The following is a 13,227-nucleotide window of genomic DNA, read 5'->3' on the forward strand; positions in this document are numbered from 1 at the left end:
AGGACTGCATGAAATTCCGTCCGCTTCACGACCGCGTCGTGGTCAAGCGCATCGACGCCGAAGAGAAGAGTGCTGGCGGCATCATCATTCCGGACAGCGCCAAGGAAAAGCCCTCGCAGGGCGAAGTGATCGCCGTTGGCCCGGGTGGCCGCGATGAAGCTGGCAAGCTGATCCCCATCGACATCAAGGTCGGCGACCGCGTCCTGTTCGGCAAGTGGTCCGGCACCGAGGTCAAGATCGACAGCGAAGACCTGCTGATCATGAAGGAAAGCGACATCATGGGCGTGCTCGACGTCCCCGCTTCCAAGAAGAAGGCGGCCTAAGCGCCTCTTTCCCTCCCAGGTAAATCTCAAGGAAAAATTCAGATGGCAGCTAAAGAAGTCAAATTCTCCGTCGATGCGCGCGACAAGATGCTGCGCGGCGTCGACATCCTCGCCAATGCGGTGAAGGTCACTCTCGGCCCGAAGGGCCGCAACGTGGTGCTCGAGAAGTCGTTCGGCGCTCCCCGCATCACCAAGGACGGCGTCACCGTCGCCAAGGAGATCGAGCTCGAGGACAAGTTCGAGAACATGGGCGCCCAGATGGTGCGCGAAGTCGCCTCCAAGTCCGCTGACGCGGCCGGCGACGGCACCACCACCGCCACCGTGCTCGCCCAGGCGATCGTGCGTGAAGGCGCCAAGTCGGTTGCCGCCGGCATGAACCCGATGGACCTGAAGCGCGGTATCGACCTCGCGGTCGAAGCCGTCGTTGCGGACCTCCAGAAGAACTCGAAGAAGGTCACCTCGAACGAGGAGATCGCCCAGGTCGGCACCATTTCGGCCAACGGCGATGCCGAGATCGGCAAGTTCCTCGCCGACGCCATGAAGAAGGTCGGCAACGAGGGCGTGATCACGGTCGAGGAAGCCAAGTCGCTCGAGACCGAGCTCGACGTCGTCGAGGGCATGCAGTTCGATCGCGGCTACATCTCGCCCTACTTCGTCACCAACGCCGACAAGATGCGCGTTGAGATGGACGACGCCTACATCCTGATCAACGAGAAGAAGCTCTCCTCGCTGAACGAGCTGCTGCCGCTGCTCGAGGCCGTGGTGCAGACCGGCAAGCCGCTGGTCATCGTCGCTGAAGACGTCGAAGGCGAAGCCCTCGCCACCCTCGTCGTCAACCGCCTGCGTGGCGGCCTGAAGGTCGCGGCCGTCAAGGCTCCGGGCTTCGGCGATCGCCGCAAGGCCATGCTGCAGGACATCGCGATCCTGACCGGTGGCCAGGCCATCTCGGAAGACCTCGGCATCAAGCTCGAGAACGTCACGCTGCAGATGCTCGGTCGCGCCAAGAAGGTGATGATCGACAAGGAAAACACCACGATCGTCAACGGCGCCGGCAAGAAGGCCGACATCGACGCCCGCGTTGCCCAGATCAAGGCGCAGATCGAGGAGACCACCTCGGACTACGACCGTGAGAAGCTGCAGGAGCGTCTCGCCAAGCTCGCAGGCGGCGTCGCGGTGATCCGCGTCGGCGGCGCGACCGAGGTCGAGGTGAAGGAGCGCAAGGATCGCGTTGATGACGCGATGCATGCGACCCGTGCGGCTGTCGAGGAAGGCATCGTCCCGGGCGGCGGCGTCGCCCTGCTCCGTGCTTCCGAGCAGCTCAAGGGCCTGCGCACCAAGAACGACGACCAGAAGACCGGCGTCGAGATCGTGCGCAAGGCGCTGTCGGCTCCGGCTCGCCAGATCGCGATCAACGCCGGTGAAGACGGTTCGGTCATCGTCGGCAAGATCCTGGAGAACAAGGCCTACAATTACGGCTTCGACTCCCAGACCGGCGACTATGCCGATCTCGTCAAGAAGGGCATCATCGACCCGACCAAGGTCGTCCGTACCGCGATCCAGAACGCTGCCTCGGTTGCCGCGCTGCTGATCACCACGGAAGCGATGGTTGCCGAGCTGCCGAAGAAGAACTCCGGCGGCCCCGCAATGCCTCCGGGCGGCGGCATGGGCGGCATGGACTTCTGAGTCCAGCCTCTCTGGCAATTTACGAAATGCAAAACCCCGGCAGCGATGCCGGGGTTTTTGTTTTGCCTCCACCGGTATCCGTCACGACGCACGGGAGTGACGCGCCGACCAATCCAGCTGCCTGAGCAGTTCGTCGGCATCGCGGATCTCGGCGAGATCCTGCCCGGCATCGAAGCATGCGCGCACCGGCGCAAGCACCTCTGGCACCGCGTCCGCCCGGCCATTGCCGGCATACAGCCGCGCAATTCCAAGCGCGCTGCGCAGTTCGAAAGTCTTCGTCTGTTGCCTTCGCGCAATCTCGAGGGCGCGGTGGAAGGCATCCTCGGCGCCGGAAACGTCGGGGGTGTCGCGACGCGAGCGCAGCTCGCCCAATACACGGTACAGCTCGGCATCCAGCCAGTGCTGCCCGGACTGCTCGGTCGCGTCGATCAGCTCGTTGATGATGTCGAGCCCCGCCTCGACATGCCCTGCGTCCGCGTTCGCCACCGCGATATGCAGTCCCCAGAAGGGATCACAGAGGTAGCAGTCGTTCTCGTGAAGCAATGTCCAGCCGCGCTGCATCTCCGCGAGACCTGCCTCCAGGTCGCCGGCACGCCACTTTGCCAAACCATTGAGATAGGTGCCGGCGGCGACATACAGCGGCATCGTGTGATCCTGCGCCAGTCCGAGGGCAAGGATCGTCTCGGTCTGCCGCAACCGGCTGCCGCACAGCCCGTCGAAAACGGCCTTGTGAACCAGCGCATTGGCACGCGCGAGCGCGCGCTGTTCTCCGGAGACGCTCACCGCTGCGCCCGCGAGCTGCCGGGCTCGATCGATCTCGCCACGCGGCCAGAGCACGAGCGCCAGAAATCTCATGATGACGAACGGCAGATCGAGCGTCGACGCCTTGAACGTTGCCGGATCCGGCTCGGTCGCATAGGCAGCGAACGCCTTCTCGAGATGGATGCCCGCACTCAGGTAGTCGCCCGCAAACCAGCAGGTCACTCCGCTGGTCCAGCCCGCGACGATCGTCGCCACCGGCGATTCCGGATGCCGTTCCGCCGCGCCCATGATCGCCTCCGCCAACTCCCGCATCGGCGCGAGCTCACCGTGGGTCAAGCAGGCGTTGAAGAGGCCCGACTGGATCGGCGCCAGTTCAATTGGATCGTCAATGTCAGAGGCGAACCGCCGGGCTCGCGTCCAGGCGGCCACCGTCGCGGGGGCGCTGTGCCCAAGGCTGCCCCGCAGCGCGCGGCCGTAGGCGATTTGCAGATGGAGCCGGCCGATCATCCGCCCCCGCTCGTCGGGCAGTTCATCGGCGATGGCGACCGCCTTGCCGAGATGTGCGATCGCCTCGCAATAGGCCGAGCGCTTCAGCGCCTGCTGACCGGCTTTGTGCCACCACGCCAGCGCAGTCTGGCCGAGCCCCGCCTCGGTGAAATGATACGCAACGACTTCCGGCTCGATCTCGGCGATCTCGGCAAACTTGGCGCGCAGCACATCGCCGATCTGCTTGTGGAGCAATTGCCGGCGGCTCTTGAGCAAGCTCTCGTAAGCCGCTTCCTGGACCAATGCGTGCCTGAAACTGTAGCTTGAATCCGGCGGCGTGCCCCGACGCAACAGCAACTCCGCCTCCTCGAGCTGGGCGAGCGCCGCGGCAAGCGTCAGATCATCGCGACCGGCCACGCTGCGCAGCAGCGCGTATGAGAACTCACGGCCGATCGCTGCGCCGATCTGCGCCACCTCCTTGACCGGCGCCAGGCGGTCGAGCCGGGCCATCAACGAGTCCTGCAGCGTCGCCGGGATCGCCAGCGGCGGCAGCGGAGTGTCGAGGCGGTAGCGTCCGGCATTCTCGACGAGCAGCCCCGATTCCATGACCATCTTGGTCAGCTCCTCGACGAACAGCGGGACACCATCCGTCCGCTCGATGATCTGTGTCATCATCTCGCCGGGTAGCAACCGGCCGACAGTCACCTGCTCGATCAGGGCGCGCGTGTCCTGCCGATCGAGCCGATCCAGCCGCAGCAGACTGACATTGGCGAGCCCCGCCCACGGCGGTTCGAACTCGGGCCTGAACGTCATCAGCATAAGGATCGGCAGTCCCCTGATCCGGTCGACCGCGAGGTCGAGCAATTCGAGCGACGTGGCATCGGCCCAATGCATGTCTTCGCAGACGACAAGCACCGGCTGCTGCCGGGCAAGGCCCTCGAGCTGGTCGAGCAGCGCTGCGAATGTCTGCCGCCGCTGCTGCGCCGGGCTCAGGCCGAGCGGCGGATAGCGGTCACCGGTCGGGATCGACAGCAGCGCCGCGATTAGCGGTGTCACGCTGGGCACATGCTGCGTCCCGAGCGCCAGCATGGCCTCGAGCTTGTCCAGCTTCTGCTCCGGCACATCTTCCAGGCGGATGCCGGCGGCACGCTCGAGCTGGGCGACGAAGGGATGCAGCGCGCTGTTGGTATGATAGGGCGAGCATTGATAGCGCACCCGGCGGTACGTCGCGGGCGCGAGGCTGTCGGAGAGCATCGCCACGATGCGGGATTTGCCGATGCCCGCTTCGCCCGATATCAGCACTGCCTGGCCCTGGCCCTGCCACGCCAGTTGCTGGCGCGACAATGCAAATTCGATCTCCGCCTTGCGGCCGACAAAGCCGATCGAGCGCGCGGTCCGCACCGCCTCGAAACGGCTTTCCGATGCCGGCTCGCCTTCGACGGCCCACACCGCGATCGGCTCGGAGATACCCTTGACCTCGCGGCGACCGAGGTTGCGAAGCGTGAACAGATTGCCGAGCAGCCGGCGTGTCGAGGAGGCCACGACGACCACGCCCGGCTCCGCCAGGCTCTGCAGCCGCGCCGCGATGTTCGGCGCATCGCCGACCAGCGCCTGCTCCTCCGATGCGCCGCCGGAGACGAGGTCGCCGACCACGACAAGCCCGCTTGCGATCGCGATCCGTACCGCAACTCCCTCTTCCGCGCGGGTCTCGAGCTTGCCGATTGCGGCGATGACATCGAGGCCGGCGCGCACCGCGCGCTCCGCGTCATCCTCGTGGGCACGGGGATAGCCGAAATAAGCGAGGATCCCGTCGCCGATAAATCTGGCAACGACGCCATCATATGTCGCGATTACGCGCGCACAGGCCGCGCGATAGGCGCGGATCACCTCCCACATGTCCTCGGGATCGAGACGCGCCGACAAGGCCGTCGAGCCGACCAGGTCGCAGAACATCACGGTGAGATGGCGTCGCTCGGCATCGTGCGATGGAACCGGCGCCGCGATCAGTTCGGTTTGATTGAAATCGGCGATGGCACGCAGCATCTTGCGGCGATGGCCGAGCAGGACCCCGAGCCTGTCGAAGTCTTCATCCGTCAATTCGGGAAGAACACCAACATCGATGCCGTTCTCGGCAAAACGCAGCGCGTATTGCCCAAGCCCCAGCTTGTCGAGCCATTCCGCAATCTGCTGCATTGGCTTCACCGACGGGTTGACGGCTGGCCGAATGGACCACGGCGAACAGACGTTATCGCAATCTGTCTGTGCTGGCACCTTCTGTTTTGCGGCAAGTCCACGCAGGGCAGGATACGCGAATTGTGCCACCGCGGTGCCCCGTTACAGCCGTGTGCACGCGAACATTCGTAAGCGTGCCGGCCGCCTCACTCCACCTTCGCTGCAACCGGTCCCTTGTCGGTCCAGTCCGGCGGCACGCCGGCGCTGTCGCCGACCATGCCGACGAGACCCGGTGCGCGCCCGAACGCCTCGCACGCCGGATATTTCGGCGCGCCGCCGAGCAGGAAGCCGAGCCGCTGCATCGAGGGCATCGATGGCACGCCGCCGAACGGCGTCACGCCGGTGACCAACATCTGGCTGAAATCGCCGCCGAACGATGCCGCAAGGCCGTACGCATCCCCTTCCTCCGACATCCGCCCGTTGTCGAAGGCATTGGCCGCGCGGCCCCAGACCATCGCCGCCTTCTGCTGTCCGGCCGGATCACGCGCCTCGGCTTCAAGCGACAGGCTGCCGAGCCCCACGGGAATGCGCGGAACGGGCACGGGCACGCCGGGCAACAGAATCGTCTTCGCCACCGACACACCCTTGGAGACGCCGACCGCCGTCGGATCGGTCGGCACCACATGCGTGATGACGGCGTGAACGGTCAGGTCCGCCGGCTCCGACGCAACCACGTAGAAGCGTTCGCTCAGGCCCGCACACAATGCCCGGTCGGCGGCGTTGGTGACGAGCCTGCGCTGTGCAGCCGTGAAGGGCACTGCCGTTCCGTCCGAGAACACGGTGGGCACGATCCTGATCGTCTTCGCCGCCAGCACCTCTTCCTTGCTCACCCGCAGCTTCGAACGAGTCAACATCCCGTCCGATTGCTCCATATTGTCGTAGGAGCGGAGTGAACCGGCCTGATCCAGCGTCGCGGTCGCGCAGCCCGAGACCAGCAGACCGAGCAACGTCGCCCCCGCCCAGCCCCGCAGTTGCGCCCCCCGCCCGCTCGAGAATCCATTTGCCTCCGGAAGCAATTTGATCCAACTCACGCGTAAGCAGGTTGTCATTGGGGCACCGGCGACTTACACTAGGTGTAAATATTACACTTGGTGTAAATTTCGTGTTGGGCGGTTTTAAGGCGTGACCGCCGGCTCCTGATTTCATCCTGATGAGAGAAGCGGCTGATGCCCGACCCCCTCTCGAAACCCGAAGGCCTGCGCGAGCGCAATCGTCGGCAGACGCTTCAGCATATCGCCGAGGTCGGCATCGAGTTGTTTCTTGCCAAGGGCTACGAGGCAACAACGCTGGACGAGGTCGCGGCCGCGGCCGGCATCTCGCGCCGAACCTTCTTCTATTATTTCAAGAGCAAGGACGACATCCTGCTCGCGCATCTTGCCGGCTATGATGACGAGCTCAGGGCGTCAGTCCTGGGAAATGCCGCCGCCGGTTCACCGATCGATGTCGTCCGCGAAGCGCTGCTCGACGTCGCTGCCCGTTTCGAGACCTCTCGACTCATGGCGATCATTCGCCTGATCCGGCAGAGCGAGGCGTTAAGCGCGAGCAGGTACGGCAATAATCTGCGGCGCGAACAGGTGGTTTTCGAGGCCCTCTGCGAGATATGGCCAGACAAGGAACGCCGCGAGCCGCTCCGTCTCGTCGCGATGGTCTCGATCGGAACGCTTCGTCTCGCCGTCGACAAATGGATCGAGCAGGGCCGCAAGCGTAAGCTCACGACATACGTCCAGGATGCCTTCGCGAAGCTGAAGGCCGAGATCTGACTCCACTTCTCTTGTCATTCCGGGGCGCGCGAAGCGCGAGCCCGGAATCCATAACCACAAATTTCAATTTCGATATCCCTGGAAAGAGATCCACCAACCCGGGATCATCTCGACAGTCGTGGTTATGGATTCCGGGCTCGGCGCTACGCGCCGCCCTCAGGTGCGCAATTGCGCACCGGGGAATGACGAAAGATAGATTTCCGCGCCGCTGGCCGATCAACGCTGCTTCCAAAACTCGAAGGGCCGCCCGTGGGCGGCCCTTCCTGTCTTACGCGCTCTCGGGCGCCTTGAGGCGGACCAGCTTGGTCAGGAGCGCATCGAGGCCCTGACCGTCGCCCGCATGCAGGTCGATGCGGCCGACCTTCTCGACCAGACGCTCGAGCGACTCCAGCTCCTTGAGCCGCAACAGCAGAGGGTTCTCCTCCATCAGCTTGGCGGTGTTCAGCAGCGAACGCGTCGCCGCGGTCTCCTCCTGCCGGCGGATCAGGTTGGCCTTCGCCACCCGCTCCGCCTCCACCACCTTGTTGACCAGCTCGCGGATCTCGCCGGGCAGGATCACGTCCTTCACGCCGAGCTCGGTGACCTCGACGCCGGAATCCGCGACACGGGCGCGGACATAGTCGCGAAGCTCCTCGTCGAGCGCCGCCTTCGCAGACAGTACCTCGTCCAGCGTGCGGCCGGCCACCGCCTCGCGGATCGCGAACTGCACCAGGCGGTACAGCCACGCATCCACGTCGGGCACCGCGGCCACGACCCGCTCGGGATCGACGATCCGGCGGAACGCGGTCAGCGTCACGCGCAGCGCGATGCGATCCTTGGTCAGCATCTCCTGCGCCGTGATCTCGATCGCCTGAGGACGCAGGTCGAGGCGCTTGACCTCGATCTTGCGGCCCGCGATCCAGAACGCGTGCCGGCCGGGCGCGAGCCGCTCAACCAGCTTGCCCTCAACGGTGAGCAGACCGGCCTCGTGGTTCTCGACCACCGCCTCGGTGATGACGCCGGCCCGGTTGGGCTGGATCATCGCGAGGTGGCGGGCCGTGACCCTGACATCGCTGGTCACGTCGATGAGCTCGACGTCAACCGACGTCGCGACCTTCCAGTACACGCGCGTCTGCCAGGGCGTCATCAGCTGAACGGGACGGCCGTCGAGGCTGACGATCGCGATCTCGTTCGCGCGAGTCTCGACCGCCTCGAACAGCTCGTCGGCGAGATCAGGGCGCGCGGCCTTGATCACCGCGTAACGATCCGCGGGGAATTCGGTCCGCACGACGCTGAACAGCTCGGCCTTGAGCTGATGCAGGGGATCGAACAGGCGATGACGTCCGGGCGCGAGCACCTGCTCGAGCCGGCCGTCGCGCGTCAGCAACGCGCGCTCGCCATCCTTCACCGTCACTATGGTCGTCAGAACATGCCAGGTCATGGCAGCCTCCATCGTTGCTTTCCGGCCCGTGGGCCAGAGAGCGGGTTTCAGTTTGCAAAGGACGTGAGGACGCGAACGCGGCTTCCTGTCAGCCAAGCGGGCCGTGGCTTGAGCCTGCGCGATGACGGGCGCACGCGCGCGTTCGCGCGGCAAGTGCCGCACGGCCGAGCGGAGCCACCCGGCATCAGCGCAAGCGGTATCCACCGCGGCGCAAAGCCGGTCTCACAGTGTCGATGTTCGGACGAAGAGCCTTGCGGCAGGACGGCCGGACTGCGACTGAAGCGCGCGTCCGGTCCCCTTCAGAGGTATCAGCTTTTCAGGCTGAACGGAGCGCTTGGAGCGGGAATCGAACCCGCGACACGATGAGTATCATTCACCTGCTCTAACCAACTGAGCTATCCTTTGTAAGACGTCCGGAATCGAACCGGTGCCTTCGGGGTTTCATCCCCGATGCTCTCCATGAGCTACATCTCGCGATCTTCATTTCGGCGGAACACGACACCGCAGAGCGGCTCGCGCCAGTCGGGATCTCAACGAGCCCAAACCCGTGGCCGAAGCGAAGGAGCGGGCTAATAAACGAAGCGCGCCCAGGTTGCAAGAGGCGGCGTGTGATTTTTTCATGACGGGATGCGTTGTGGCGCCACCGTCGCACCCTTCTCCTCGTCATTCCGGGGCTCGCGAAGCGAGAGCCCGGAATCCATCGAGCCGCAAGTTTCGCTGGGAAATGGATTCCGGGCTCGGCGCTGCGCGCCGCCCTCAGGTGCGCAATTGCGCACTGGGGAATGACGAGAGGAGAAATCCGCGCCTGCTTCCGCCCACCCATCAGCCGCGTGCGACGTCCTGGAAGCAGGCGCGCAGCCAGTCGATGGTCACTCGCGTTGCCGCATCGCGCTTGAGATGGCTTTGCACCAGAAGCCAGACGTCGCGCCGCTTCGGCAGCAGCGTGGCGCGCAGACGGCGATCGGTCATCAGGTCCACGCAACTGTGCTCCGGCAGCACACCGACTGCTTGATGCGACTGGATCAGCTTGTGGATGATGCGGACATTGTCGGTCACGCAGCGCGCACGAAGCCGCTTTCCGCGCAGGAACTGCATTTCCGGAATCCCTCCGAGCTCGTCGGGATACGCGCACGTCATTGCTTCGCCCGCTGTCGTCGCGACCGGCTCGAAGAAATACAGCCTGACTTCGGCGAGCTTCGAGATCGCAAAGTCGCCCTTGTCGGGCTTGCGCAGGCGGATCGCGAGATCGGCCTCCCAGCGCGAGAATTTTACATTCTCGCTCGACGTCAGAAACTGCAACGTCAGGCCCGGATGGGCGCGCAGCAATTCGCTGGTGCGCGGCGCCAGCACCTCCTCCGCGATCGCATTGGTGGAGGCGATGCGCAGCCGGCCGACCGGGCCGGGCAGGCTTTCGCCGATCCGGCCGATCTCCTCGGCATGCGCGGCCATCGCCTGGATGTGCGCGAGCACCACGTCGCACTGCCGGGTCGGCTTGCGGATGCCGTCGGCAGCCTCGAACAAACGCAGCCCGAGCGCACGCTCGATCCGCGCCAGCCTGCGGCCGACCGTGGTCTCGTCGATCCGCAGCCGCGCGCTGGCGCCGGCATAGGTGCCCTCGTCCCTGACGGCCGCGATGATGCGAAGGTCGTCCCAGTTCATGGCCTCAGGCTACATCGCCTCCGGCCTGCCTGCAATAACGCAGCCACCGGCTGCAATATCCCTGCATAACAGCAGGCCGGTCCGCGGCTATATTTTCGCAAGACGCATCCTCCGGAGTTCTCAGGACCATGACCGCAGCCAAAACGCTGATGCAGCTTGCCGGTATCGACCTCACCCCGCCCCGCCTCGGCGACAGCTGCCTCGTGCTGATCGATATCCAGAACGAATATCTCGCCGGTCCCCTCGCCTTGCCCGACGCCAAACCCGCGATAGCGCGCGCCATCGCATTGCTCGCTCGCGCGCGGGAAAGCGGCGCTGCGATCATCCACATCGCGCACAAGGGAGCGCCGGGAAGCCTGTTCGATCGCACCGCGGAGCGTGGCGCGATCGTCGCGCCGCTGGCGGCGCGGCCCGGTGAGATCGTGATCGAGAAGCAATTGCCGAACGCATTCGCCGGCACCGACCTGAACGCGCAGCTTGCCGCGACCGGCCGCAAGGAGCTCGTGCTTGCCGGCTTCATGACGCATATGTGCGTGAGCTCGACCGCCCGCGCCGCGCTCGATCTCGGCTTCCGCACCACCATCGACGCAGACAGCTGCGCCACCCGCGACCTGCCCGACGGCACTGGCGGCACGATCGCCGCGAAGCTCATTCACGACGTCGCCCTCGCCGAACTGTCCGACCGCTTCGCGATCATCGCGCGCGGCAACGCCCTCGCCTGAGGATGCAATATGCTCCAGCTCTATTTCTTTCCCATGGCCTGCTCGCTCGCCAGCCGCATCGCGTTGATGGAAGCCGGCATCGAGGCGCGCTACCACCTGGCCCATATCTGGACCAAGAAGGTGCTGGACGACGACAGCGATTTTCGCGTGGTGTCACAGAAGGGTGCGGTGCCGGTACTGGTTCTTGAGAACGGCGAGCGGCTGACCGAAAGCGCGGCCGTGCTGCAGTATATCGCCGATCGGAAGCCCGAGCTCGGTCTCGCGCCGCCGCCGGGCGATCTGGACCGCTATCGCTTGCAGGAATGGCTGAGCTTCATCGGCACCGAGATCCACAAAGGCTTCCTGTTTCCGACCTTCTGGTACAAGGACGATGCATCGAAGGCCAGCGCGCGCGAACGGATCGGGCAAACCGTGTCGGTCGCCGCCGCGCGCCTCAATGGTCGCGACTATCTCGTCGGCGACCGCTTCACGGTCGCCGACGGCTATCTCGCCTGGGCGCTGCTGCTGCTTCGCCATGCCGGTGTCGACCTTGCGCAATGGCCCGATCTGGCCGGTTATCTCGCGCGGATGCAGGTGCGGCCACAGGTCGAGGCCGCGATCGGCATCGAGACGCAATTGTGGAAGACAGTAACAGCATGATCGCAGCGGGCACGAACCGCTAGACCCTCCGCTGGAGGTGGTAGAGGCGGTGCCGTGAGAACGCGAAGGCCGCAATGCCTGGCAATGCCGGCGTTTTTGATTTGGGCAAACCAGCTGGGCCCCTTCCACACCGCCCCCTGCGAATGCTTTGCGCAACCTCACGCTGAAGCAGGCGTTTTCTGCTGCTCACGATATCCACAGTATGCACAGCACCCGTAAACATACGTTGGTGTGAGTTGACAATCTTAAAAAAATTCTTCGCGAGAGTCGCAAACCGAACCGACAGTCGCGCTTTCATTCCGCAGAGTAGTGTCGGGACTGGATCGAAGCTCACCCAAATCTGAATCGAACACGGAGCGTCAGCTCTCGTGACGCGAGCGAGCGTTGCGAGGAATTCTTTCGCTTGAGAAGGGGACTGCACCTTGAGTGAAGGTGAAATGAAAGTCACGGTAAACGGCACGAATGTCTTCGGAATGCCGTTGTTGAGTTTCCCGAAGATCGGCTTGCCCGGCGTGATCGGCGATCTTGCCGAGCAAGGGTTTGCCCGCGCGCAGGTCGCCTCCAAACAGATGACGGAGGCGTTGGGCGAAGCGTATTCGTGCAATGCGCGAGGCGCGACCGACTACGGGCTTAGGGTGTTCGAAATCTCGCACGCCAATGCGGCCTCCGCGCTCGATTTCTTCGTCCAGCTCCTCGGCAGCAAGTCAGCGGCAGATGTCCTGACCTTGTCCACTGAGCAGGCCCGCAAGGCCTTCGATTTGGCATCCGACCAGAACAGGGAATTGTGGGCGCTTGGCCAGAAGCTTGCCAGGGAAACAAGTGAACCGGTCAAGAAGCACTTCGCCAAGGTTCTCCACCAAGCCGGCTAAAAAAGCGGCGCTCAATTCACGTCGAGGATTCGCTTGAGGAGGGATCCGGCCGGTTGGAATAAGCCCAGCGACGAGCATGCAGCCCCCACTGCCCGATGCTCCGTCAAATGCCGAAGGTGCGCGATGCCCCCCAAGTAGCCGCACCGACAAACGGGCGCAATCCAGCCGGCCGGTGCTTTTCTGCAAAGAGCAAAAGCAATATCGAGGGAGGCTCACATGGGCATGCTCATGGTCAAATGTCCGCAAACCGGACACCCGATTTCCACCGGCATCCGGACCGATCGCGAGAGCTTTAGACGCAGCGCGGTGTTCTTCTCGCGAACCAATTGCCCATTCTGCCGCATTGATCACGCCTGGTTCGCGCGGGACGCATGGGTCGACGAGCCGAGCATCCGCGTGCGGCGCTGCCGCGCCGGCTCGCCGGCATGAACGGCGACACAGACCATTGATGATCGCGGTGGAGGGACACCATGGCGCGCATGCAGATCGCAAAGGAAACATCCACCTGGCTGCTGCAGGCCAGGGACTTTCTCGACGAAGCACGACGGCTGAAGCCGGGACCGGAGCGCAATGAATTGCGCCAGACTGCGAAGGTGCTGCGCGAGATTGCGAAGCTCGAGACGGCATCCACCCCTGCACAGAAGCTTGATCGGTGGCGGAGAAGCTGATCGC

General features: G+C 64.5%; 12 protein-coding genes and 2 tRNA genes. 8 read left to right on the top strand and 6 right to left on the bottom strand.

What is annotated here, in order from left to right; all coding sequences use genetic code 11:
• Positions 1-8 precede the first annotated feature (8 nt).
• Together ACVIGB_RS13375 and groL are read left to right on the top strand one after the other, a co-directional pair.
• The gene (locus ACVIGB_RS13375; protein WP_092115231.1) at positions 9-323 is read left to right on the top strand and encodes a co-chaperone GroES; all 315 of its coding nucleotides are present in this window, start codon (positions 9-11) and stop codon (positions 321-323) included.
• A 42-nt stretch (positions 324-365) separates the two neighbouring features.
• The gene (groL, locus tag ACVIGB_RS13380) at positions 366-2,006 is read left to right on the top strand and encodes a chaperonin GroEL (protein ID WP_092115232.1); all 1,641 of its coding nucleotides are present in this window, start codon (positions 366-368) and stop codon (positions 2,004-2,006) included.
• An 81-nt stretch (positions 2,007-2,087) separates the two neighbouring features.
• Here groL and ACVIGB_RS13385 read toward each other — a convergent pair whose 3' ends face one another.
• Positions 2,088-5,447, bottom strand: a complete 3,360-nt coding sequence (locus tag ACVIGB_RS13385; RefSeq protein WP_456722335.1) for an adenylate/guanylate cyclase domain-containing protein — start codon at positions 5,445-5,447, stop codon at positions 2,088-2,090.
• Between the two features lie 185 nt (positions 5,448-5,632).
• Complete coding sequence (locus ACVIGB_RS13390; RefSeq protein WP_456722334.1) at positions 5,633-6,433, bottom strand: DUF3313 domain-containing protein; 801 nt, start codon at positions 6,431-6,433, stop codon at positions 5,633-5,635.
• A 219-nt stretch (positions 6,434-6,652) separates the two neighbouring features.
• On the opposite strand from ACVIGB_RS13390, the gene ACVIGB_RS13395 reads away from it, so the two are divergent.
• Positions 6,653-7,246: a TetR/AcrR family transcriptional regulator gene (locus ACVIGB_RS13395; RefSeq protein ID WP_456722333.1), complete on the top strand. Its 594-nt coding sequence runs from the start codon at positions 6,653-6,655 to the stop codon at positions 7,244-7,246.
• A gap of 268 nt (positions 7,247-7,514) precedes the next feature.
• On the opposite strand, the gene ACVIGB_RS13400 is transcribed toward ACVIGB_RS13395, so the two are convergent.
• The 4 genes from ACVIGB_RS13400 to ACVIGB_RS13415 all read right to left on the bottom strand — a co-directional run bounded on the left by ACVIGB_RS13400 (position 7,515) and on the right by ACVIGB_RS13415 (position 10,325).
• A complete protein-coding gene (locus tag ACVIGB_RS13400) occupies positions 7,515-8,666 on the bottom strand; it encodes an SPFH domain-containing protein (protein ID WP_456725186.1) in 1,152 nt (383 codons plus the stop codon).
• A 334-nt stretch (positions 8,667-9,000) separates the two neighbouring features.
• Positions 9,001-9,067 (bottom strand) — tRNA-Ile (locus tag ACVIGB_RS13405).
• Between the two features lie 3 nt (positions 9,068-9,070).
• Positions 9,071-9,140, bottom strand: a tRNA-Phe gene (locus tag ACVIGB_RS13410).
• Positions 9,141-9,488: 348 nt separating this feature from the next.
• Positions 9,489-10,325: a LysR family transcriptional regulator gene (locus ACVIGB_RS13415; protein ID WP_456722332.1), complete on the bottom strand. Its 837-nt coding sequence runs from the start codon at positions 10,323-10,325 to the stop codon at positions 9,489-9,491.
• Positions 10,326-10,453: 128 nt separating this feature from the next.
• Here ACVIGB_RS13415 and ACVIGB_RS13420 point away from each other — a divergent pair, with 128 nt between their 5' ends.
• The 5 genes from ACVIGB_RS13420 (at position 10,454) to ACVIGB_RS13440 (ending at position 13,223) form a co-directional block, all read left to right on the top strand.
• Complete coding sequence (locus tag ACVIGB_RS13420) at positions 10,454-11,047, top strand: cysteine hydrolase family protein (RefSeq protein WP_456722331.1); 594 nt, start codon at positions 10,454-10,456, stop codon at positions 11,045-11,047.
• 9 nt (positions 11,048-11,056) lie between these two features.
• A complete protein-coding gene (locus tag ACVIGB_RS13425; RefSeq protein ID WP_456722330.1) occupies positions 11,057-11,686 on the top strand; it encodes a glutathione binding-like protein in 630 nt (209 codons plus the stop codon).
• A 422-nt stretch (positions 11,687-12,108) separates the two neighbouring features.
• Complete coding sequence (locus ACVIGB_RS13430) at positions 12,109-12,555, top strand: phasin family protein (RefSeq protein ID WP_456722329.1); 447 nt, start codon at positions 12,109-12,111, stop codon at positions 12,553-12,555.
• A gap of 216 nt (positions 12,556-12,771) precedes the next feature.
• A complete protein-coding gene (locus ACVIGB_RS13435; RefSeq protein WP_092115238.1) occupies positions 12,772-12,984 on the top strand; it encodes a hypothetical protein in 213 nt (70 codons plus the stop codon).
• Between the two features lie 41 nt (positions 12,985-13,025).
• The gene (locus ACVIGB_RS13440; protein ID WP_456722328.1) at positions 13,026-13,223 is read left to right on the top strand and encodes a hypothetical protein; all 198 of its coding nucleotides are present in this window, start codon (positions 13,026-13,028) and stop codon (positions 13,221-13,223) included.
• The last annotated feature ends 4 nt before the right edge of the window (positions 13,224-13,227 follow it).

This window comes from Bradyrhizobium sp. USDA 4341 (assembly GCF_054063755.1).

Bases quoted from the DNA above. Each gene is read 5' to 3' on its own strand.
- ACVIGB_RS13375 (WP_092115231.1), top strand. From the start codon at position 9: ATGAAATTCCGTCCGCTTCACGACCGCGTCGTGGTCAAGCGCATCGAC.
- groL (WP_092115232.1), top strand. From the start codon at position 366: ATGGCAGCTAAAGAAGTCAAATTCTCCGTCGATGCGCGCGACAAGATG.
- ACVIGB_RS13385 (WP_456722335.1), bottom strand. From the start codon at position 5,447: ATGCAGCAGATTGCGGAATGGCTCGACAAGCTGGGGCTTGGGCAATAC.
- ACVIGB_RS13395 (WP_456722333.1), top strand. From the start codon at position 6,653: ATGCCCGACCCCCTCTCGAAACCCGAAGGCCTGCGCGAGCGCAATCGT.
- ACVIGB_RS13400 (WP_456725186.1), bottom strand. From the start codon at position 8,666: ATGACCTGGCATGTTCTGACGACCATAGTGACGGTGAAGGATGGCGAG.
- ACVIGB_RS13415 (WP_456722332.1), bottom strand. From the start codon at position 10,325: ATGAACTGGGACGACCTTCGCATCATCGCGGCCGTCAGGGACGAGGGC.
- ACVIGB_RS13420 (WP_456722331.1), top strand. From the start codon at position 10,454: ATGACCGCAGCCAAAACGCTGATGCAGCTTGCCGGTATCGACCTCACC.
- ACVIGB_RS13425 (WP_456722330.1), top strand. From the start codon at position 11,057: ATGCTCCAGCTCTATTTCTTTCCCATGGCCTGCTCGCTCGCCAGCCGC.
- ACVIGB_RS13435 (WP_092115238.1), top strand. From the start codon at position 12,772: ATGGGCATGCTCATGGTCAAATGTCCGCAAACCGGACACCCGATTTCC.
- ACVIGB_RS13440 (WP_456722328.1), top strand. From the start codon at position 13,026: ATGGCGCGCATGCAGATCGCAAAGGAAACATCCACCTGGCTGCTGCAG.